The organism is Xanthomonas sp. JAI131 (assembly GCF_013410075.1).
GTDB lineage: Bacteria > Pseudomonadota > Gammaproteobacteria > Xanthomonadales > Xanthomonadaceae > Xanthomonas_A > Xanthomonas_A bonasiae.
Genome location: NZ_JACCCN010000002.1, coordinates 1426195 through 1448522, shown reverse-complemented (window position 1 = coordinate 1448522; position 22328 = coordinate 1426195). Strand labels below are relative to the sequence as shown.

Annotated in this window: 19 protein-coding genes; 17 read left to right on the top strand and 2 right to left on the bottom strand. The window is 68.5% G+C overall.

What is annotated here, in order from left to right; all coding sequences use genetic code 11:
* Positions 1-67 precede the first annotated feature (67 nt).
* The 8 genes from HDC36_RS12745 to HDC36_RS12710 all read left to right on the top strand — a co-directional run bounded on the left by HDC36_RS12745 (position 68) and on the right by HDC36_RS12710 (position 9299).
* Positions 68-1675: a serine hydrolase gene (locus tag HDC36_RS12745; protein WP_255432699.1), complete on the top strand. Its 1608-nt coding sequence runs from the start codon at positions 68-70 to the stop codon at positions 1673-1675.
* A gap of 96 nt (positions 1676-1771) precedes the next feature.
* Positions 1772-2581 (top strand): N-acetylmuramoyl-L-alanine amidase, encoded by an 810-nt coding sequence (locus HDC36_RS12740; RefSeq protein WP_179567818.1) that lies wholly within the window; start codon positions 1772-1774, stop codon positions 2579-2581.
* Between the two features lie 131 nt (positions 2582-2712).
* Positions 2713-3630 (top strand): hypothetical protein, encoded by a 918-nt coding sequence (locus HDC36_RS12735; RefSeq protein WP_179567816.1) that lies wholly within the window; start codon positions 2713-2715, stop codon positions 3628-3630.
* A 403-nt stretch (positions 3631-4033) separates the two neighbouring features.
* Positions 4034-4819: a hypothetical protein gene (locus HDC36_RS12730; protein WP_179567814.1), complete on the top strand. Its 786-nt coding sequence runs from the start codon at positions 4034-4036 to the stop codon at positions 4817-4819.
* Positions 4820-4986: 167 nt separating this feature from the next.
* Positions 4987-6963 carry a peptidoglycan-binding protein gene (locus tag HDC36_RS12725; protein WP_179567812.1) on the top strand — a complete coding sequence of 659 codons (1977 nt, stop codon included), beginning with the start codon at positions 4987-4989 and terminating at the stop codon, positions 6961-6963.
* 41 nt (positions 6964-7004) lie between these two features.
* Entirely contained in the window at positions 7005-7274 is a 270-nt protein-coding gene (locus HDC36_RS12720) for a hypothetical protein (protein ID WP_179567810.1), read from the top strand.
* Between the two features lie 44 nt (positions 7275-7318).
* Entirely contained in the window at positions 7319-7864 is a 546-nt protein-coding gene (locus HDC36_RS23325; RefSeq protein WP_318241261.1) for a lysozyme inhibitor LprI family protein, read from the top strand.
* Positions 7865-7913: 49 nt separating this feature from the next.
* Positions 7914-9299, top strand: a complete 1386-nt coding sequence (locus HDC36_RS12710) for a peptidoglycan-binding domain-containing protein (RefSeq protein WP_179567808.1) — start codon at positions 7914-7916, stop codon at positions 9297-9299.
* 293 nt (positions 9300-9592) lie between these two features.
* Here the strand turns inward: HDC36_RS12710 and HDC36_RS12705 are convergent, their stop codons facing one another.
* Complete coding sequence (locus HDC36_RS12705) at positions 9593-10504, bottom strand: LysR substrate-binding domain-containing protein (RefSeq protein WP_179567806.1); 912 nt, start codon at positions 10502-10504, stop codon at positions 9593-9595.
* Positions 10505-10508: 4 nt separating this feature from the next.
* Between HDC36_RS12705 and HDC36_RS12700 the strand changes: the two genes are divergently transcribed.
* The 9 genes from HDC36_RS12700 to HDC36_RS12660 all read left to right on the top strand — a co-directional run bounded on the left by HDC36_RS12700 (position 10509) and on the right by HDC36_RS12660 (position 18677).
* The gene (locus HDC36_RS12700; RefSeq protein ID WP_218848166.1) at positions 10509-12296 is read left to right on the top strand and encodes an MFS transporter; all 1788 of its coding nucleotides are present in this window, start codon (positions 10509-10511) and stop codon (positions 12294-12296) included.
* A gap of 88 nt (positions 12297-12384) precedes the next feature.
* The gene (locus tag HDC36_RS12695; protein ID WP_225209858.1) at positions 12385-13164 is read left to right on the top strand and encodes a M15 family metallopeptidase; all 780 of its coding nucleotides are present in this window, start codon (positions 12385-12387) and stop codon (positions 13162-13164) included.
* 29 nt (positions 13165-13193) lie between these two features.
* Complete coding sequence (locus tag HDC36_RS12690) at positions 13194-13394, top strand: CPXCG motif-containing cysteine-rich protein (RefSeq protein ID WP_179567802.1); 201 nt, start codon at positions 13194-13196, stop codon at positions 13392-13394.
* 177 nt (positions 13395-13571) lie between these two features.
* The gene (locus HDC36_RS12685; RefSeq protein WP_179567800.1) at positions 13572-13961 is read left to right on the top strand and encodes a hypothetical protein; all 390 of its coding nucleotides are present in this window, start codon (positions 13572-13574) and stop codon (positions 13959-13961) included.
* Positions 13962-14186: 225 nt separating this feature from the next.
* A complete protein-coding gene (locus HDC36_RS12680) occupies positions 14187-14549 on the top strand; it encodes an EF-hand domain-containing protein (RefSeq protein ID WP_179567798.1) in 363 nt (120 codons plus the stop codon).
* A gap of 240 nt (positions 14550-14789) precedes the next feature.
* Entirely contained in the window at positions 14790-15203 is a 414-nt protein-coding gene (locus HDC36_RS12675; RefSeq protein ID WP_179567796.1) for an EF-hand domain-containing protein, read from the top strand.
* 22 nt (positions 15204-15225) lie between these two features.
* Complete coding sequence (locus tag HDC36_RS12670) at positions 15226-15993, top strand: HAD family hydrolase (protein ID WP_179567794.1); 768 nt, start codon at positions 15226-15228, stop codon at positions 15991-15993.
* A gap of 315 nt (positions 15994-16308) precedes the next feature.
* Positions 16309-16851 carry a hypothetical protein gene (locus HDC36_RS12665; RefSeq protein ID WP_179567792.1) on the top strand — a complete coding sequence of 181 codons (543 nt, stop codon included), beginning with the start codon at positions 16309-16311 and terminating at the stop codon, positions 16849-16851.
* Between the two features lie 464 nt (positions 16852-17315).
* Positions 17316-18677 (top strand): VOC family protein, encoded by a 1362-nt coding sequence (locus HDC36_RS12660; RefSeq protein WP_179567790.1) that lies wholly within the window; start codon positions 17316-17318, stop codon positions 18675-18677.
* A gap of 448 nt (positions 18678-19125) precedes the next feature.
* Here the strand turns inward: HDC36_RS12660 and HDC36_RS12655 are convergent, their stop codons facing one another.
* On the bottom strand, positions 19126-22257 hold the full coding sequence (locus HDC36_RS12655) for an efflux RND transporter permease subunit (protein WP_179567788.1): 3132 nt from the start codon (positions 22255-22257) through the stop codon (positions 19126-19128).
* Between the last annotated feature and the right edge of the window lie 71 nt (positions 22258-22328).

The following is a 22328-nucleotide window of genomic DNA, read 5'->3' as shown; positions in this document are numbered from 1 at the left end:
GCTGGAGTCGACGAGACCGGGGACGCCGTCGCGCAGCGTTGCAAGCGCGGGACGCCTGCGCAGCGCGTTGCTCGCGGTCTGCCTGGTGTTGCCGGCGTTGGCGGCGGCCGCGCCTGGCGCTGCGGACACGCCGCCGCCGCGCGCCGAGCTCGACCGCCTGTTCGAGCAGGCCATGACCCGCTACCGGCTGCCGGGGTTGGCAGTCGGCGTGATCGACAACGGCGAAGTGGTCTACACGCGCAGCGCCGGCGAGCTGCGTGCCGGCAGCGGCGAGCGCATCGATGGCGCGACGCTGTTCAAGATCGCCTCCAACAGCAAGGCGATGACCACCGCATTGCTGGCGCGGCTGGTCGATGCCGGCAAGCTGCGCTGGGACGATCCGGTGACCCGGTATGTGCCGGAATTCCGCATGTACGATCCGTGGGTCACGCGCAACATCCAGGTGCGCGACCTGCTGATCCACAACAGCGGCCTGGGCCTGGGCGCCGGCGATCTGATGCTGTGGCCGGAACCCAACGCGTTCGCCCGCGCCGACATCATCGCCGGGCTGGCCTACCTGAAGCCGACCCACAGCTTCCGCGCGCACTACGCCTACGACAACCTGCTGTACGTGGTCGCGGGCGAAGTGGCCGCGCGCGCCGGCGGCAAGCCCTACGAGCAACTGCTGCGCGAGCAGGTGTTCGCGCCGCTGGGCATGCGCCGCTGCCAGGTCGGCGCCTGGGAGCGCGACGCGGTCGGCAACGTCGCCCAGCCGCATATGCGCCAGGGCGAGGCCAACGTCGTGGTGCGCGCGGACCCGGCGCGGATCGCGGATACGCCGTCGATGGCGGCTGGCGGCGTGCGCTGCAGTCTCGACGACATGCTGACCTGGATGCGCGCCTGGCTGTCGCCCGACACCGGCACTGCGCCCTGGCTGTCGCCGGCGCAGCGCCAGGCGCTGTGGACGCTGCACACGCCGATGCCGATCTCGGCGCAGATGCGCGACTGGGACGGCACGCGCCTGTACGGCTATGGCTACGGCTGGCGCCTGTCCGACGTGGACGGGCAGTGGCAGGTCGCGCACACCGGCACCCTGATGGGCATGTATTCGGCGCTGGTGCTGCTGCCGGATCGGCGCAGCGGCTTCGTCATCCTCAGCAACGGCGAGGGCGGCGAGATGCGGACCGTGTTGAGCGAAGCGCTGCTCAAGCAGTTCACCCGTCCCGGCGAGCGTGCGCTGGATGTCGTGCACTACGCCACGTTGCTCGAACGCGCGCGTGCGCAGGCCGACAAGGCGGCGCCTGCCGCAGTGGATACGTCTGCGCGCACACCGGTCGCCAGCGCCGCCTCGCGCGATCGGCAAGGCGTGTGGCGCGATCCGTGGTTCGGCGAGGTCGTGCTCTGCCCGCAGCAGGGACTGCTGCGCTTCCAGGCGCGCAAGTCGCCGCTGCTGCGCGGCCGGGTCATGCAGGCCGGCGCGCGCTGGCTGGTGGACTGGGACGACGCCAGCGTCGATGCCGAGCCGTGGCTGGACTTCGCTGTCGGTGCCGACGGCGTGCAACGGATGCAACTGGCGCATGTCGATCCGAACGCGGATTTCAGCTACGACTATGCCGACCTGGCGTTCGTGCGGGTGGGATCCTGTCCTGAGGGACTTCAGTCCCGACGCTTTAGCGGTAAGGCCCGTCGGGACTGAAGTCCCTCCCACAACAAGCATCTCGTTCACCAAATTTCCAGATACTGCTATTGCTTGCGCTTGCCGCTCACTGTCAGATGCCCCGGAATCTTCTCCATGACCCGACGCTTTCCCCCTCCCGCATCGCCCCGCATCCGCTGGCTGGCACCGCTGGCGCTGGTCGCCCTGCTCGGCGCCTGCGCGCACGCGCCGCAGCGCAATCCGCTGGCCGAGTGGGTGCCGTCGCCGAACCAGGATCTGCGCCGGCCGATCCTGATCGTGATCCATTACACCGACCAGGACTCGGTGCAGCGCAGCCTGGACACGCTGCGTTCGCACAACAGCAAGGGCAAGGTCAGCGCGCATTACCTGATCGGTCGCGACGGCAAGCGCTACCAGCTGGTCAGCGACGAGCGCCGCGCCTGGCATGGCGGCGCCGGGCGCTGGGGCACGATCACCGACATCAACTCCGCCTCGATCGGCATCGAGCTGGACAACGACGGCAAGACTCCGTTCGCCGCCGCGCAGATCGACAGCCTGCTGCTGTTGCTGGAGGACCTGTGCACGCGGCTGCGCATCCCGCGCACGCAGGTGGTCGGGCACGAGGACTTCGCACCCACGCGCAAGGTCGATCCGGGTCCGCTGTTTCCGTGGAAGCGCCTCGCCGACGCCGGTTTCGGCCGCTGGCCCGCCGCGGACACGCCGCCGGCGCCGCCCGGCTTCGACCCGTGGCAGGCGCTGGCGCTGATCGGCTATCCGATCGACGACCGCGCGGCCACGCTGCGCGCCTTCCACCACCATTACCGCGGCAACGACGCCACCGCGTTCGATGCCGAGGACCTGCGCATTCTCTATGCGCTGACCCAGCCGGCGCAGGCGCGACCGCAGCCGCAGCCGACTCCGGCGCAGGAGCAGGACGTGCCGTAGCGCTGCCGGGTCGTCCGGCACTGCATGCAGGCGACCACGCCTGTGGCGCCGCGCCGACCTGGCGCGGCATCCATTGGAGCCAACGCGTTCTTGGTAGCATGAGCGCGCCAAGAACTCCAAAGGACGCAGTGATGAGGCTCGCAAAGACAGCCCTGTGGGCGGCAACGCTCCTGTTGATCGGCGGTTGCACGGACAAGCCCGCCGACCCCGCGCCGGCGGGCACGCAGGCGCAACCCGCGGCGACCGCTGCCGCCGCGCCTGCACCCGCGTCCGCGGCCGCGCAACCCGAGCCGGTCGGCGTCGAGGTGCCGGCGCCCGGGCAGGTGCTCGCCGATATCTATGGCATGAAGGGCGACGGCTCGGCGTCCTACACGATCGACAACAACGCCCTGGCCAGCTTCTGGTACGGCTATCGCTTCGACCTCGGCGGCAAGCACTACTACACCGGCTTCGCCAATGCGGGTCCGGAGAAGTACGGCAAGTCGGAGGAAGAGAACACCCCGGATCCCGCCGTCGGCGTGAGCATCAGCCAGGCCACCTATGTGCTCGACAGCACGGACGGCAAGCCGACCTGGACGCTGTTCCATGCGCAACGCTGGGTTGGCGATTTCGGCGGCAACGAGAAGGCCGATACGCTGGACCAGAAGCGCAAGCCGCAGAGCACCGAGACCAAGGACGGCCACTTGCTGCTGGCGCTGCCGACCACGCGCTTCGCCGACGGCATCACCAGCTCCGGCTTCGCCGTGTTCACCTTCGACCCGAACAAGAACGACCTGGGCGACTACAAGGGTTGGGTCTACCTGGGCACCGTGGCCACCGGCGAAGACAACGGCGCGGCCTGCGACGATCAGGGCACGATGAAGTGCGCGTCCAGCACCGGCACGCTGAGCTTCGAACCCGGCACCGGGCCGCTGCCGAGCCTGCGCGTGGCCATGAGCGGCACCGCCATCGCCGGTCCCGGCAAGGTCCGTCCCCTGGGCGCCGGCGACGTGGCGACCTACACCTACGACCAAGCCGCCGGCAAGTACGTGCCGCCGCTGGATCGCTGAACAGCCGCCGACCGGCCCGCGCCAGGGCCGGCCGGCGGTGGGCGCGGAGGGGGCTTGCCCGCTGGTCGCCGGCACTGGAACTGGGTAAGATGCCGCCACGGGGCCTGATGATCAGGCGAGTCATTCGCGAGCGGCAATGGATGCTGCACTCGCCCGAAATGCCGGAGTGGATCGCCGGCTTGCGGTTCGCCATGCGCGAACGCCATCACCGCCCCTGCTTTGGGGCCGGATTGCAATCCACCGTTCTCTGTCCGAAGCCGCGCCTGCGAGGAGTTCTTCATCCGCGTAGGTCGCGCTGTGTCTGCGATGCGCAAGAGGGCGGCATCCGGATACGGCGGCGTGGCGTGTCGGGATTTTCAGGAGTGTTTTTCGGCTTCTTCAACGAATACAGGATGTTCTGCACATGTCCAATGACAACAAGCTCGCCGTCGCCACCGAAGCGCCGCCCTATCCGGGCAGCGTGCTGTATCTGATCTACGGGATCGACGGCGATGGCGCCCTCTCGTACGAAATCGACAACGGCGCCGTGGCCAGCTTCTGGTGCGGCCAGCATTTCGATCTGGGCGGCAAGCACTATTACACCGGTTTCGCCTACGCAACGCGCGGCAGGTACGGCAACGACGACGAGGAAACCTTTCCCGGTCCGGACGACAGCGTTTCGCTCAGCCAGGCCACCTTCGTCCTGACCGACCCCGGCAGCGAGCGGCCGTGGATGGTCTTCCACGCACAGCGCTACGTCGGCGCCTTCGGCAGTTACGAGCGCGCCGATGCGCTCGACGAGACGCGCAAGCCGCAGCAGCACGTCCTGGACAATGGCCACCTGCTGCTGGCGGTGCCGACCTCGAGCTTCGGCAATGGCGTCACCAGCGCCAGCTTCGCGTTGTTCACGTTCGATCCGGACAAGAACGACCTGGGCGACTACCGGGGCTGGGTATACCTGGGAACGGTCGCCGCCGGCGAGGACAACGAAGCCAGCAGCGACGAAGAAGGCGTCGTCCCGCATGTCTCCAGCGTCGGCACGCTGAGCTTCGAGACGGTACCGGGCGAACCCATGCCTGCTCTGCGCGTGGCGCTGAGCGGCACCGCGATCGCAGGTCCCGGCAGGGCGCGCATGCTCGATGCATCCGACGCGGTGGTCTATGCGTACGACCAGGCGAGCGGACAGTACCTGCCGAAAGATGGCCCATGAATCCACCGGCGCGCCGATCCGCCGATCGACGCACCGGCAGCAGCAAGAACGCATTCCCCGCAGTACCCGAATTGTTTTGTTGACCGCGCACTAACAAGCTCACGGACGAGCTCGGTTGACCTTGTCGGCGCACGCCGCCGTATATCAACCTCAAGGAGTAACACGAGATGGCACGCGATTACACGAAGGCCGAGAACCTCGACATCATCGAGCGTGAGGCCAAGGAACGCCACATTCCGGTCGACGATTTCATGCGTTTCGCCTATATCGAAACCGGCGGCAAGTTCAACGAGCAGGCCAGCCGCGGCCCGAACAGCGCCAAGGGCCTGTTCCAGTTCACCCCCGGCACCGCAGCGGCCTACGGCATCAGCGGCCGCGAACTGGATGCAGTGGCCAATACCGACGCCGCGGCGCGTCTGTACCAGGACAACCAGCATTCGCTGACCCGGCAGCACGACAAGGACCACCGTCCGTACCTGTCCGGCAAGCCGCAGCCCGATGGCCTGGACATGTACATGGCGCACCAGCAGGGCGCCGGCGGCTACCGCTCGATCCAGGCCGCGGTCGCCACCGGCAGCTTCGCGCGCGAAGACACGCGTCCGAACATCCTCAACAACGTGCCGCGCGAAAAGGATGCGGCCGGGGCCAAGCAGTTCGAGGCCTACACCGGATCTTCGCTGGCCGAGTTCAAGAAGATGTCCGACCAGGACATGGCCAAGACGTTCCTGAAGTACTGGGACACCAAGTTCGACCACATCGCGATCCCGGAAAAGGGCATCAAGCCGGTCACCGAGGGTCATGCCCCGCAGCCGGTCCCGGCGGGTCGCATGCAGCCGCATGCGCCCGTGCATCCGGCCGCACATCCGGCCACGACCGCCAAGCAGGACGGCCACGACGGGATCAAGCTCACCGCCGCGTACGAGATGGGCATCAAGTACGACGACGTGAAGTACGCGATCAACATCAAGGACCACAAGCTTTCCCACCCCGGCGTGGACGGCAAGCATCTGGAGCAGGGCTACATCGACTGCTCCGGCTGGGTGACCGAGCTGCAGAACAAGACGATGCTGGAGATCAACCGGAAAGCCGGCCACGAGGTGTTCGGCCAAAAGGATCTGCTGACGCAAGGCATGGTCGGCTCCGGCGACATCGTCAAGAAGGCCTCCCTCAGTTCCGGCGCGCTGCTGCAGGGCCAGGACGTGTTCAAGCCCGGCGCGCTGAAGGAAGGCATGGTCATCGGCGTCGATGCCAAACACAAATCGGGCCATGACTACTGGCACGGCATCGACCACATCATGATGGTGGTGCGCGATCCCAAGAGCGGCGAACTGCTGATCAGCCAGTCCAGCGGCAGCAAGGGCGTCAACACCATGCCGTTGGATGACTATCTGGCCAGCCACAAGAACGCCAAGCTGTTCGCGGCCGATCCGCTGGCCAAGGCACGCGACCTGCTGCAGGACAGGCAGCAGACGCAGTCGCAGACGCACGGCCAAGGCCATGACGCGCGCACCTCGCTGAAGCCGGGCGAGCAGGGCCCCGACGTGAAGGCGATGCAGCAGAGCCTGATCGAACTCGGCATCAAGGACAACAGCGGCAAGTTGCTGACCGGCACCGGCTACTACGGCGACAAGACCAAGGAAGTGGTGGCCAACCTGCAGCGCGAGAAGGGCATCGAGCCGACCGGCATCGCCGACAAGGTCACCCTCGATGCGCTGAGCAAGCTGCAGACGCAGGGCAAGACCGACGCCAAGCTCAACCCGGCCGCCGCCGAGGCGCAGCGTGCCGACAATCCGCTGTTCACCCAGGCTCTGGAGAAGCTGCAGAAACAGGGCCCGAACGGCGGGTTCAATAGCCGCGAGGAAATGCAGCGCGCGGCCGGGCAGGTGGCGTTCGAAGCCAAGGTCGGCGGCATGTCGCGCATCGACGACGTGGTCCACAGCACCGACGGCAAGGGCCTGATCGCGGTGGAGCGCAACCCGAACAACCCGCACGACGTGAACCGCGCCTACGTGGACAAGCAACATGCCGCGACGGTGCCGCTGGAACAGAGCCAGCAGCAGCTGGTAGCGGAAACCCAGCGGCAGGCGCAGGAGCAGAGCCAGGATCAGCGCACCCAGACGCAGTCGCAGACACCGACGCGCTGATGCCTGTCGCCAGCATCGGCTGCCGCCGGCGGGCGTGTCGGATGGCAGCCGATGCCGGTTCGATCATCGATCGGGCTGGCATCCACGCGCGTTCGGAACTGCGTGGCGTTCCTGCTGGGCGGCGCACGCGGCATCGAGCCGGTGCCGCGTGCGAAGCCCTCGATCGTGCCCGTGAAGTGGACGTTGCCGATGCAAGTCGCTTGCGGCTCGTCGAGACGTTGTCGGCAGACTGTCTGCGTTGTTTGAACGGCCGTGTAGCGGTGTCGTGGCAATCCGGCGATCCGATGGACACGGTTTCGACGATCGTTTAGAACTGCCCTCCCTTACACGCATCACCACAAGGCGAATTCCAACAGTGGCCATCGTCAAGGTTCTTCCCCTTTCCTGCCTGCTCGCGCTCTGCGGTCTGACCGCAGCATGCAACGGCGGGTCTTCCGCGCCGGCGCCGGCTGCGGCATCCGCCGCGCCAGCGCCAGCGCCAGCATCGGCACCGCCCGCGAGCGATGCGCCTGCGGCGAATCCGCAAGCGCCGAGCGCGCCGTCCACCCAGGCGGATGCCGCCGCCGCACCATCGAAACCTTCAGGAGAAAACGTCGTGCTGCGACCTTCCTATGACGCCTGCATCAGCGCCGCCGCAGGCGTGACCCCGACGATGCAGGACTGCATCGACACCGAATACGCGTACCAGGATGGCCGCCTGAACACGGTCTACAAGGCGCTGATGGCCAAGCTGGGCGACGCGGAAAAGAACGCGCTGCGCGAGCAGCAGCGCAAGTGGATCGCCGATCGCGACGAGAAGTGTTTCTACGATCCCGACAGCGGGCAGGCGGGGCGCGTGGATGCCGCCGAGTGCCGTCTCGACATGACCGCCAAGCGCGCGGACGAACTGGAAGCGCGCTGATTGCTGCAGTGGTTTTTGCGATGAACTTTTTTAGACAAGGAGATGGACGATGAGCGACAAGGATTGGGAACTGGGTCAGACCTCGAAGCATTACGAAACCGGCGGACGCGGCGCGAGCACGGTGTCCTCCGGCATCGACGATCCCGGCGGCGTGTCCTACGGTTCCTATCAGATGACCTCGCAGGTCAAGACCAAGGAAGGCACGGTCATCGTGGGCGGCACCGTCGCGGCCTTCGTGAAGGACAGCAAGTACGCCGACGACTTCGCCGGCCTGAAGCCCGGCTCGGCCGACTTCAGCGCGAAGTGGAAGGAGCTGGCCAGGACCGACGACAGCTTCGCGCAGGAACAGCACGACTACATCAAGCGCACGCACTACGACAAGCTGGTCGATCGGCTCAAGGACAAGGGCCTGGACCTGTCCGACCGCGGTCCGGCGGTGCAGGACGCGCTGTGGAGCACGGCGGTCCAGTACGGCCCCGGCAGCGACAAGAAGCCGGGCGGCTCGGGCGTGTTCCTGAAGGGGATGGAAGAGAAGTTCGGCAAGGACTACGACCTGTCCAAGCTCTCCGACAAGGACATCGTCGGCGCGGTGCAGGATTACAAGGCCGACCACGTCAAGGGGCTGTTCCCGCGGGTGGAGAAGCAGAAGACCCTGGATTCGCTGCAGAACCGCGCCGAGAACGAGAAGGCGGATCTGCTCAAGCTGGCCGACCAGGACAAGACGGTGACCCGGACCGGTGAGCAGCCGGCCAAGCATGAGCGCACCTCGCATGCGGACAAGGCGCATGGCGGCAATGGCCCGCATGCAGAAAACGGCGATGGCGTGCTCAAGCGCAACGAGCAGGGTGCCGCGGTGAAGGACATGCAGGAGAAGCTGTCCAAGCTCGGTTACCTGGACGCGAAGGACGCCATCGGCACCTACGGTCCGAAGACCGAAGCGGCGGTGGAGAAATTCCAGCAGGACAACCGGCTCAAGGGCGTGGACGGCAAGGCCGGCCCGGAGACGCTCGCCTCCATCGACAAGAGCCTGCAACGGCAGCAGGGCGTGGACCAGTTGCGCCGCGACAATCCGATGTTCGACCAGGCGGTCAAGCAACTGGAGAAGCAGGGGCCGAACGGCGGCTTCGGCAGCCGCGAGGAGATGCAGCGCGCGGCCGGCCAGGTCGCGTTCGAGGCCAAGGTCAACGGCATGTCGCGCATCGACGACCTGGTGCACAGCACCGACGGCAAGGGCATGATCGCGGTGGAGCGCAACCCGAACAACCCGCACGACGTGAACCGCGCCTACGTGGACCGGCAGCAGGCCGCCACGGTGCCGCTGGAGCAGAGCCAGCAACAACTGGCCGCCGAAACCCAGCGCCAGGCGCAGGTGCAGGAGCAGACCCAGGACCAGCAGCGCACCCAGGCGCAATCGGCACCGTCGCAAGGACGTTGAGGCCGATGGCGCCGGCGCTTGTCGCCGGCGCCAACTGCGTTGCGCCAGGCACCAGCTCGGGTTCACCGGGCTGGTGGCCAATGTCTCTCGTGCAGCAAGGAGCCGCCGCGGCGCAGTCGCTTGTGGCTCGCACCGGCATTCGATTTCGCTTGCCCTGCGATGCAGCGCCGCGCATCGGGAGCTGCTGCATGTACGGGACATTTTCAGGAACGCTGCGCCAGCGTCTGCCTGGCTCGCGCAAGGACACAACGTTCGGACGGCATTGCTGACGCAAGCGGCAGCAATGCTTCAGTTCATCGCCCCGCGTGGTCGCCGCGCGTGCCCAGGCTGGCCGAGAGATGGTCGATCCACACGCGCAGTTTGGGCAGCACGTGGCGGTGCGAAGGCCACAGCATCCAGAACGTGCCGTCGACGACGTTGTAGTGCTCCAGCGCCGTCTGCAGCAGGCCCTGCTGCAGCGCGTCGTCCACTGCGAAATCGGGCAGGTAGGCGATGCCCATGCCGCCGATGGCCGCGCTCAGCGTGGCTTCGATGCTGCCCAATGTCATGGTGGTGGGCACGCGCAGTTCGGCCAGGTCGGCACCCGCCTCGCTCAGGCGCCACTCCTGCAGCTTGCCGCTCGAGGGGTACTTGAAGCGCAGGCAGCGATGGGCCGCCAGGTCCAGCGGGTGCGCGGGCATGCCGTGGTTGGCGAAGTACTGCGGCGAGCCGCACAGCCTGAAGCGGAACGGGCACAGGCCGCGCGCCGAAAGCCGCGAGTCCGCCAGTGTGCCGCTGCGGATCGCCATGTCGAAGCCTTCGTCGACGACGTCCACCAGCCGGTCGCTGAAATCGATGTCGAGCTCCACCTCCGGATACGCCTGGACGAAAGCCGGCAACACCGGCATCAGCAGCCGGTGCCCCGCGGCGGGCACGCTGATGCGCAGGCGTCCGCGCGGCGCGCTCGCGTTCTTGCCGAGCGCAGCCTGCGCATCTTCCAGGTCTTCCAGGATCCGGCGGCAGCGCTCGAAGAACTGCATGCCTTCCTCGGTGAGGGCGATGCTGCGCGTGCTGCGATGGAACAGGCGCACGCCGAGCTTGGCTTCGAGCCGCGCGATGCTCTTGCCGATGGCCGAGGGCGACAGCCCCAGCACTCTGGATGCGGCGACGTAGCTGCGGGTCTCGGCGGCACGGACGAACGCGGTCAGCCCGCTCACATGGTCCATTTTCTTGGCCTTTTCGGGGAACGGATTGACGACTATTTGTCGTTTCTGTCGGGAATCATGGCTTGTTCCAAGCCGATTGGAGCCATCCTATCTTTTGTCGATCCATTTTGTGGATGCGTTCGACAAAGGATCCGACATGCATTTCCCCGACCCCACGCACGCTGCCAACGCGAAGAAATGGGTGCTTCTCGGCGCGGTCCTGCTCGCTGCCCTGTCCATGCCGCTAAGCTTCACCGGCCCGGCGGTGGCGCTGCCCGCCATCGGGCAAAGCCTGGGGGGCAGTCCCGTCGCCCTGAACTGGGTGACCAATGCCTTCATGCTGGGCTTCGGCGGCTGCCTGATGGCGGCCGGCGCGCTCGCCGACCAGTTCGGCCGCCGCCGCCTGTTCGTTCTCGGCGTGGGCGGGTTCGCCGCCGCCTCGCTGGCCCTGGTCTTCGTGCCGGACATCGTCTGGCTCGATGCGCTGCGCGCCGTGCAGGGCGTGGCCGGCGCGGCGGCCTTTGCCGGCGGCGCTGCGGCACTGGCCCAGGAATTCGACGGCCATGCGCGGGCGCGGGCCTTCAGCCTGCTGGGCACCACCTTCGGCGTCGGCCTGGCGTTCGGGCCGGTGCTCTCCGGGTTGCTGATCGAGCGCCTGGGATGGCGTTCGGTCTTTTTGAGCGCCACCGTGCTAGGTGCGCTGGCGCTGCTCTGCGGCTGGCGCGGCATGCCCGAATCGCGCGACCCGGAGGCGCAAGGCTTGGACTGGCTCGGCGCCCTCGGTTTCACCGCGGCGTTGACGCTGTTCACCTATGCGCTGCTGCAGGTGCCGGAGCACGGCTGGGGCGACCGCAGGGTGGCCGGCCTGCTGGCTGCTGCGGCTGCGCTGCTGGCGGCCTTCGTGCTGATCGAGACCAGGGCGAAGCGGCCCATGCTGGACCTGTCCCTGTTCCGCTACCCGCGCTTCGTCGGCGTGCAGTTCCTGGCGGCGGCGCCGGCCTATTGCTACGTCGTGCTGCAGGTGCTGTTGCCGGCGCGCTTCATCGGCATCGAGGGGTACAGCGCGCTGGCGGCCGGACGCATGATGATCGCGCTGTCCGCACCGATGCTGATCGTGCCGATCCTGGCGGGCATGCTGACGCGCTGGCTGTCGGCCGGGCTGATCTCCGGCATCGGATTGCTGACCGCCGCCGGCGGCCTGGCGTGGCTGGCGCAGTGCACGCCGGGACAGCCTGCCGCGCATTGGCTGGCCCCGCTGCTGGTGATCGGCCTGGGTACCAGCCTGCCCTGGGGCCTGATGGATGGCTTGGCCGTGAGCGTGGTGCCCAAGGAGCGCGCCGGCATGGCCATGGGCATCTTCAGCACCACGCGCGTGGCCGGCGAAGGCGTGGCGCTGGCCGTGGTGGCGGCCATGCTCGCCGGCCTGGTGCAGTCACGCTTGCGCGATGTGGGCCCGGCGGATCTCGCGCACGCCCTGCCCGAGGCCGCGCAGCGCCTGGCGATGGGCGACCTGGCGCATGCGGGGAGCGTATTGCCCGGTATCGATCAGGCCTTGCTGGTGCACGGCTACGGCGACGCCTTTCGCATCCTGCTCTACATCCTCAGTGCAATCACGGTGCTGTCGAGCGGCATGGTCTTCGGTTTGCTGACGCATCGCCCGGCTCAGGAAGCAGCATCGGAGCCTGCTCTGCAGCCGTGGCCCGACACGGCGGTGGGCGGCGGTCCTGCGCCGTCGCCCGCGCGCAAGGCCATGGGCAAGCTGGCGCCGCGTCGCGGGCGCAAGGCGACGAGCACCATGAGCAACGACGTCTGAGCGGCAGACGGGCGATCGCCTTTATGTGCCCGTGAGCGAAGCGAATGGGGGAGAGCCGTCGTGTGGCGTGATGGCCTATGCTGGGCCCATGCCGTATTTCTGCTCCGTTGTGCTGCATCCGGTGCCGCATCAGCTGCGCCAGGCATTGCGCGCGCGCCGGGTCGCGCTCGTGCTGTTCGCCGCATGTGCGCTTGCCGGCCCGGGCAACGCGCTGAGCGCGGCGGCCACGCCGGCCGTATCGCCGGCGACCACGCCCGCGCAAGCCGGGTTGGTGGACGTGCACGACGTCGTGCCGGACATCGCGATGGACATCCGCTACGCCGGCCACGACAACTTCACCGGCCGCCCGGTGCCCGGCTACGACGCGCCGAAGTGCTATCTGCTGGCCCCGGCCGCGCAGGCGCTGGCGCGCGTGCAGCGCGCGTTGCGCGCCGAGGGTTACGGCCTGCAGGTGTTCGACTGCTACCGGCCGCAGCGTTCGGTGCGCGCCTTCGTGGCCTGGGCGGGCGACCTCGGCGACCAGGTCGCCAAGGCGCGCTACTACCCGCACCTGGACAAGCGCGTGCTGCTCGGCGACTACATCGCCGAGAGCTCCGGCCACAGCCGCGGCGCGACGGTGGACCTAGGCCTGCTCGACTGCCGCAGCGGCCATTGCGCGCCGCTGGACATGGGCACCGGCTTCGACTTCTTCGACCCGTTGGCGCACACCGACGCGGCCGCGATCGATGCGGCGCAGCGCGCGAACCGCCAGCGCCTGCTGCGCGCGATGGCGGCGCAGGGCTTCGCCAACTACCCGCTGGAATGGTGGCACTACACCTTCCAGCCCGAACCCAGTCCCGGCACCGCCTACGACGTACCGGTACGCTAGCCGTTCGTCTCGCTTCCCAGGCCAACATCATGTCCGGCATGCAACAAAGCTTCATCGACCTGCAGTGCCCGTATTGCGGCGAATGGATCGACCTGGCGCTGGACCCGTCGGTCGAGGCGCAGCAATACGTGGAGGATTGCCAGGTGTGTTGCCGGCCGATGCTGGTGACGGTGCGCTGGGACGAAGACGGCGCACCGGTGGTGAGCGCCACTGCCGAGAACGAGGGCTGATGCGTGCCTGTCGGTCGATTGCCAGCGTGAGCACGGCTCCCGGCGGCCTCGGGCAATAGTCACGCAGACGCCGCCGACATCGCCCTTTGCGACGATGCCCGTATGCGCGGTGAGGACCGCACACCGGTCGCCACACCACCTAGACTGGCGCTCTCCCGACAACCAGGAAGCACCGCAATGAATCTCCCGCTGCACTTCGGCCTGCTGGGCTCGCTCGAAGCCGGGCTGATCGCGTTCGCGGTCGGGTTCCTCGTGTACGCGTTGTGGCACCGCCTGTGCCGCTGGCTGCAATGGTCCGAAGGCCATGCGCTGGGCTGGTCGTGCCTGATCGCGGTCGCGGTGTCGGCCGGGATCGATTGCTGGAACCTGTTCTACACCGGCATCGTGCGCCTGGAGTCGCCGTTGTATGCGCGGCTGGCGCTGGCCAGCATCCACGATCCGAACGAGTTGGGCTCGCGGGTGGTGCTGGAAGTCTCCGGTGCGCTTGCCGGTGTCGCCGCGGCCTGGGTCGCGTTCAGTTCGCGTTCAAGCGAAAAATCCGGCGAGCGCGACCGCGAAATCGTGTGAAACACACGGTTTTTTTCTGGTTTGCAAACACCTCGAACGAATGGCTTACCGCACGCTCACCGCTTGCTAACCAAGCGGGTAACGCGTGTTTTCCACGCTGTGGTTAACGAAGCGTTGCCTGCGTTTTTTCGCAAGGGAATGGATTCAGCCTGGCACCGGCACGGTGTGGCCATGCACCGGATTCAACCGGGCATGCCACAACCGAGAGAGCACAGGAGACCACCCATGAACATTCGCAACCGCACGCCGCTGATCGGGACCGCCGCCATTCTCGCCGCCGCCCTGGCCCTGCCGGCCTTCGCCCAGGATGCGCAGAGCGATGCCGCCACCCAGGCGCAGTCGCCGACCAGCGCGACCGGGCAGCCCGCACAATCCGGCGCTTCGGGCGGCGGCCAGACCTGGGCCGATGTCGATACCGATAGCGACGGCGCCATCAGCAAGCAGGAAGCGCAGGTCAATGCAGGCCTCAGCCAGATCTTTGCGCAGGCCGATGCCGATCACAACGGCAAGTTGACCCCGGATGAATACAAGGCGTACGTCGCCAAACAGCAGCAGGGCGGCGCCGCCGCCGGCAGCAACGGTCAGTAACGCCGACGGCGTCAAGGCGCCGCGGCCGGTACGCGCAGAGACGAAGGTGCGTGCCGACCGCGGCGCGGACACGGCGTAACGGCCCAATCGAACGTGACAGATGCATATGAGGAAGGGCGGCTTGTGCCGCCCTTCCTTTTTTGCGCTGCTACCGAAGAATCGGCACGGCCGGGCATCGATGCGGCCATCAGCAGCGCCGCAAGGAGTAGGGTGTCCATTCGCCGTTGGATGGGGCTGCCCATGAGTTCTTCACGCTATTCGCTGCGTCTGTGCCTGGCGTCGTCATTGGCGGTTGTTGCCGCAGCCGGCACGGCCGCGCCGCAGCAGGATCCTGCCGCACCGGTCCTGCCCATCCCTGTGCCGACACCCGCGCCCACCCCGGCGCCGGCCGCACTGCCGCCGTTGCCTGCGCCGCCGGCGTCGACCCTGCCGGTGCCGGCAGCGCCGGCCAGCGACGTCGGCGCCGCCGCAGGCGCCCGCAGTTTCGCCGCCCTGGATCTGGATCGCGATGGCCGCATCGGCCGTCCCGAGGCCGCCGCCGACCCGGTCCTGCGCGAAACCTTCGATACGTTCGACGCCGATGCCGACGGGGCGTTGTCGCGCGAGGAGTACGCGCACTACCAGCCCGGCCCCGGCGATCCTGCGGCGCAATAGGCGGCGCTGCTATGCTTGCGCGATGCCTACTCCTACCGCTCTGCGCTCCTCCGCCATCGCCCTGGTCGGCTTCGACGGCGACGACACGCTGTGGAAAAGCGAGGACTACTACCGCGACGCCGAAGCCGCGTTCGAAGCCATTCTCGGCCACTACCTGGACCTGCGCGACGTCGCCACCCAGCAGCATCTGCTGACGGTGGAGCGACGCAACCTGAAGGTGTTCGGCTACGGCGCCAAGGGCATGACCCTGTCGATGATCGAGGCGGCGATCGAGTTGACCGAGGCACGCATTTCCGCGCGCGATCTGCAGCGCATCGTCGAGATCGGCCGCGCCACGCTGCAGCATCCGGTGGAGGTGATCGCTGGCGTGCGCGAAGCGGTGGCGGCGATCGCCGCCGATTTCGAGGTGGTGCTGATCACCAAGGGCGATCTGTTCCACCAGGAAGCGAAGATCGCGCAATCCGGACTCGGCGCGCTGTTCCCGCGCATCGAGATCGTGTCGGAAAAGGACCCCAAGACCTACGCCAAGGTGCTGGCCGAATTCGGCATCGGCGCCGAGCGCTTCGCGATGATCGGCAACTCGCTGCGCTCGGACGTGGAACCGGTGATCGCGCTCGGCGGCTGGGGCATCCATACGCCCTATGCCACCACCTGGGCGCACGAGGCCGAGCATGGTGTGGCCGCCGACGAACCGCGTCTGCGCGAGGTGGCCACGGCGGCCGAGTGGCCGCAGGCGGTGGCCGACCTGAACCGGCATGCGGCGGCGCAAGGTGGCTTGCCGCCGGCGTGAGGGCGCTCGCGGCGCCTGTCCCCGAGGCCTCGATCGCCACGCCGCCGGTGCGTGCAGCGAGTACGAAAGCAGGCGCTGGTAGCGGCAGCACGTGAGCGCGCGCCTCGCGTTGGCCGGTGCGCCGCGGGAGCGGCCCGAGCGGAGTGGCCGCATACCATCGGTGCCGGTGCTTCCTTATCGGAAGCGCGCTTGTGCGGGGCGGTAGCCGAGCCTATCTGCCATGCCAGGCGGATGCGGCGCCTCGCGGGCCTTGCTTGACGACCGTACCGACCGCGCCACCCTGACAGCGATGCCGGCATCCGGCAGAATCGACGCATGCCGTCCCGCCTGCGCTCCGTCTGTCTGATCCTGCCGCTGGCGCTATGCATGGCGAGCGCCGCAATGGCCCAGGAGGCGGCGGCGCCGAGCGCCGCAGTGGCGGATGCGGCCGAGCCCGGCAGCGGCGATGCCTGGGTCGACCGCCAGCTGCTGGACATCGACCGCTATGCCGCGCGCTATCCGGACAGTTTCCTGGATGAGGTAGCGCGCTACGCGCAGTTGCCGCGCGGCTATGCCGAGGCGCTGCTGCGCGAGCGCCGCTGGCCGCCGCGCGACATCTACTTCGCGGGCTTCCTGGCCAAGGCGGCGGGGCTGCCGTACCGCGAGGTGGTGCGTGCGCGGGCCAGCGCCGGCCCGGACGCCAGCTGGGCGGACGTGGCGAGCGCGTTGCAGGTCGAACCGGGTTCGCTGACCTACCGCGCGCTGCGCCATGCCATCGTCGCCAGCTACGACCACTGGGACCGGCCGATCCAGCTGGATGCGCTGTTGCGCCGGCAGCTCGGCGACCGCGCGCAGCGCGACCAAGCGGCGGCGCAGTAGGCGCCGCCGACGCCGTACGGGAGGCGGTCGGCGGCGCACGGCCGATGCGGAGGCTCCGCTCGAATGCCCGCAATACCAAGCCAATCCAGCGAAACCCCTGTGGGAGCGACTTCAGTCGCGACGCGTCGATCTCGTCCTTCGCTTGCCAAGCCTGGGTCGGTTGCCCCTGGAAACCGCCAAGCGCCGCTTGCTGGCGCGTCGCGACTGAAGTCGCTCCCACAGGAGGCTTGCGGCCAACTTGCAAGCCCTCACCGCGTGGCACCTGGCGGCAAGCGCGCCGATCCTGCTGCCGACCGCTTCCGGCTCGATTCCAGATCAAGCCACCCAAGCCAGGACCTTTCGCTTCCATTGCACGCGTCATGGCGGCGATCCACGCGGACGACTGGCCGCGCCGCCGCCGCGGCGCGAGAATAGGCGTTCTGCCGGACCTGGTGCCCGGCGCTACCGCCGCTCCGGACCGTCCGATGACCACTGCTTTCGTTTCGCCCGATGCCATCCGCAGCCTGTTCGCGCAGGCCATGTCCGACATGTACCGCACCGAGGTGCCGCTGTACGGCGCGCTGATGGAGCTGGTGGCGCAGGTCAACGCGGCGACCCTGGCCGCCGATCCAGCGCTGGACGCGCAGCTGCAGCGCAACGACGAGCGCGCGCGGCTGGACCAGGAACGGCATGGCGCGATCCGCGTCGGCAGCGCCGAGGAACTGGCCACGCTGCGGCGCTTGTTCGCGGTGATGGGCATGCATCCGGTCGGCTATTACGACCTGTCGGTGGCCGGGGTGCCGGTGCATTCCACCGCGTTTCGCCCGCTCGACGCGGCGGCGCTGGCGCGCAATCCGTTCCGCGTGTTCACCTCGCTGCTGCGGCTGGAACTGATCGAAGATCCGGCCCTGCGCGCGCAGGCCGCGCAGATCCTCGCGCAGCGGCGCATCTTCACCGATGGCGCGCTGCAGCTGATCGAACGCTGCGAGCGCGACGGCGGGCTGGGCGAGGCCGACGCGCAGCGCTTCGTCGCCGAGGCGCTGGAGACCTTCCGCTGGCACAGCGACGCCACCGTGACGCTGCCGACCTATCGCGCGTTGAGCGATGCGCACAAGCTGATCGCCGACGTGGTCAGTTTCCACGGCCCGCACATCAACCACCTGACCCCGCGCACGCTGGACATCGACGCCGCGCAGGCGGACATGCTGCGCCGGGGCATCGACGCCAAGGCGGTGATCGAAGGCCCGCCGCGGCGGCGCTGCCCGATCCTGCTGCGCCAGACCAGCTTCAAGGCGCTGGAGGAGACGGTGCGTTTTCCGGCCGGCGACGGCGCCGCCGAGGCCGGCACCCACACCGCGCGCTTCGGCGAGATCGAGCAGCGTGGTTTGGCCCTGACCCCGAAGGGCCGCGCGCTGTACGACGCCTTGCTGGAGCGCGCGCGCGCCGCCGACGGCAGCGCCGGCGGCGACTACGCCACGCGCCTGCAGGCCGCGTTCGCCGAGTTCCCCGACGATTACGCCACGCTGCGCCGCGAAGGCCTGGGCTATTTCCGCTATGCGCTGACCGAGGCCGGCCGCGCCGCCGGTGCCGCGGGCTTGGCCGGCCGGCCCGCCGAGTCGCTGATCGCCGACGGTTTGGCCAGCGCCGATCCGATCGTCTACGAGGACTTCCTGCCGGTCAGCGCCGCCGGCATCTTCCAGTCCAACCTGGGTGGCGGCGAACAGCGCGCCTATGCCGCGCACGCCAACCGTGCCGCATTCGAACAGGCGCTGGGCGCGGCGGTGCACGACGAATTCGCGATCTACGCCGGCATCGAGCGCGCCTCGCTGGAAGCGCTGCAGGGCTGAGCGGCCGCTAGCCCCTCTCCCCTCGGGAGAGGGGTTGGGGTGAGGGTCCGGCGCGAAGCGTCTCGCGGAGTTTGGGTGCACGAGGCTGCGCCCGGACCCTTATCCGCCCCTACGGGGCACCTTCTCCCGAGGGGAGAAGGAATAGCCTGAGCCCCTCTCCCACCGGGAGAGGGGTTGGGGTGAGGGTCCGGCGCGAAGCATCTCGCGGAGTTGGGGTGCGCGAGGCTGCGCCCGTACCCTCATCCGCCCCTGCGGGGCACCTTCTCCCGATGGGAGAAGGAACAACCTAAGCCCCTCTCCCGTCGGGAGAGGGGTTGGGGTGAGGGTCCGGCGCGCAGCGTCTCGCGGAGTTGGGGTGCGCGAGGCTCCGCCCGTGCGGGGCACCTTCTCCCGATGGGAGAAGGGAACTGCCATGGCACCAGGCACCGCGCGCGAAGGGCGACCTCGGCTAGCGCAATGCAGCCGCTTGCGGTGCGGTGCGCGCCAGGCGCCGCTCGCGCTTGCGTGCCCGCCGCGCGCGCCAACGCTCGCGCAGGCACGAGAAGATCACATACAGCGCCGGGGTGCTGAGCAGGGTCAGGCTCTGCGAGATCAGCAGGCCGCCGATCATCGCGATGCCCAGCGGACGGCGCAGCTCCGAGCCTTCGCCCAGGCCCACCGCCAGCGGCACCGCCGCCAGGATCGCCACCATCGTGGTCATCATGATCGGGCGGAAGCGCACCACGCAGGCTTCGCGCACCGCCTCCAGCGGCGACTTGCCATGCTGGCGCTCGGCGACCAGCGCGAAGTCGATCATCATGATCGCGTTCTTCTTGACGATGCCGATCAGCAACACCAGCGCGATCATCGAGATCACCGACAGCTCGGTGTTGGTGACCCACAGCGCCAGCAGCGCGCCCATGCCCGCGGCCGGCAGCGTGGACAGGATCGTCACCGGGTGCACCAGGCTCTCGTACAGCATGCCCAGCACGATGTAGACCACCACGATCGCCGCCAGCACCAGGATCAGCATCGAGTTCGGCTGCAGCGCCACGCCGAAGCCGCCGCCGTCGGCGATGCGGATGTCGCCGGGCATGCGCAGGCCGGCAACGGTGGCGGCGATGATCGCGTCGCCTTCGCCGGTGCTCACCCCGGGCGCCAGGTTGTAGCTCAGATCCATCGTCGTGTACTGGTTCTGATGGGTGATCTGCGGCGGCGCCAGGCCCGGCACCTGGTGCGCCACCGCGGTGAGCGGCACCATCGCGCCGCTGCGCGTGGGCACGTAGATCCGGTCCAGCGCCGCCGGCGTGGCGGTCTGCTCGGGCAGCGCGTTGACCACCACGCTGTACTGGTTGAGATCCGAATAGATCGTGGAGATCTGGCGCTGGCCGAACGCGCCGTACAGCGCGCCGTCGATCGCGCCGATCGACACGCCCAGGCGCGCGGCCTGGGCGCGGTCGATGACGATGTTCTGGCGCAGGCCGGCGGTGTCCACGTCGGTGCCGACGTCGCGCAGCTTCGGATTCTGTTTCAGCGCGGCCTGCAGCTTGGGCAGCCATTCCTGCAACTGGGCGTTGTCGTTGCCCTGCAGCGAGACGCGGTATTGCGCGCCCTGGCTGGTGCCGCCGCCGCCGTCGCTGGGCAGGTCCTGGATCGCGCGCAGGCGCAGCTGCAGGTCCGGGTAGCGGTCGGCCTTGGCGCTGAGCCGCGACAGCACCTGCGCGGTGGTCTCGGTGCGGCCCTCGTCGTGGCGCTTGAGCTCGATGTTGAAGCTGGCGCTGGAACCCTGGCGGCTGCTGCCCAGGCGCGCGCCGACGATCTTCACCGCCGGATCGGACATCAGCATGTCGGTGATGCGGCGCTGGCGCTTGACCATGTCGGCGAAGGACACGGTGGCGCTGGAGCTGGCGCGGCCCCAGATCAGGCCGGTGTCCTGGGCCGGGAACGAGCCCTTCTTCACCGCGCCGGCCAGGAACACGGTGGCGGCGATCAGCAGCAGCGGGGTCAGCGCCAGCAGCAGCGCATGGCGCAGCGAGAAATCCAGCGCCACGGTGTACACGCGCAGCATGCCGGCATGCACGCGCTCCAGCCAGGCGCCGAAGCGGCTCGGCCGTTCCGGTTCGGCATGCGCGGACAGGAAGCGGCTGCACAGCGCCGGGGTCAGGGTCAGCGAGACCACCGCCGAGACGCAGATCGCCGCGACCAGGGTCACGGTGAACTCGCGGAAGAACGTGCCGATCATGCCGCTGGCGAACAGGATCGGGATGAACACCGCCACCAGCGAGGCGGTGATCGAGACGATGGTGAAGCCGATCTCGCGCGCGCCGGCCAGCGCCGCATCCAGCCGCGACATGCCTTCGTCGAGGTGGCGCATGATGTTCTCGATCACCACGATCGCATCGTCCACGACGAAGCCGATCGCGATCACCAGCGCCAGCAGGCTCAGGTTGTTCAGGGTGAAGCCCATGACGTACATCGCCAGCGCCGCGCCGGCCAGCGACAGCGGCACCGTGGCCGCGGCGATCAGCGTCGGCGCCAGCCGGCGCAGGAACAGCGCCATGGTCAGCACCACCATCGCCAGGCTGATCAGCAGCGTGGCCTGGACCTCGTTCAACGAGGCGCGGATGGTCGGCGTGCGGTCGAAGTAGGCGGACATCTTGGTGCCCGGCTGCAGGTAGCCGCGCAGCATCGGGATCTGCGCCTTGACCCGGTCCACCGTCTCCACGATGTTGGCGCCGGCGCGGGTGAACACGTACATCACCACCGCCGGCTTGCCGCCGAACCAGGCCGCCTGGTAGGCGTCCTGCTGGCCGTCGTAGACGTTGGCGATGTCGCGCAGGCGCACGGTGCGGCCGTCCTGCTGCGAGATCACCAGCTGGGCGAAGTCGGCGGCCTTGGCCACCGAATCGTTGGCCACGATCGCGGTGGTGGAGCTGCCGTCGCTGAGGAAGCCGGTGGGCGAGGTCACGTTGGCCGCGCGCACCGCGTTGCGCAGGTCGTCCGGGGTCAACCCCATCGCGTTGAGCGCGCGCAGGTTCACGTCCACCCGCACCGCCGGGGTCGAGGCGCCGCCGATGTCGACCGAGGCCACGCCGCTGATCTGGCGCAGGCGCTGCGCCAGCAGCGAGTCGGCGACGTTGTACAGCTCGTCGGCCGATTGAGTGTCGGAGGTCAGCGCGATGGCGATGACCGGATCGTCGTTGGGATTGGCCTTCTGGTAGCGCGGCGTGGACAGGCCCGAGGGCAGGTCCGCCTGCGCGGAATTGATCGCGGTCTGCACGTCCTGCGCGGCCGAATCGATGTTGCGGTCGCTCTGGAACATCATGAACACCTGGCTGTTCCCCTCCGAACTGGAGGAACGCATGGTGTCGATGCCGGGGATCTGGCCCAGGTGCCGTTCCAGCGGCGCGGTGACCGTGGACGCCATCGTCGAGGCATCGGCGCCGGCCTGGCTGGCCTGCACGAAGATCACCGGAATAGAGATGTTCGGCAGCGCCGCCACGCCCAGGCGCAGGTAGCACATCATGCCGATCACGAACAGGCCGATGGCCAACAGCGTGGTGCCGATCGGGCGGCGGATGAAGGGGCCGGAGATGTTCATGGAGCCGGGATTGGGGATTGGGGATTGGGGATTCGGAAGGCGGCGCGCTTGCACGCTCCTTGCTCGCGCAA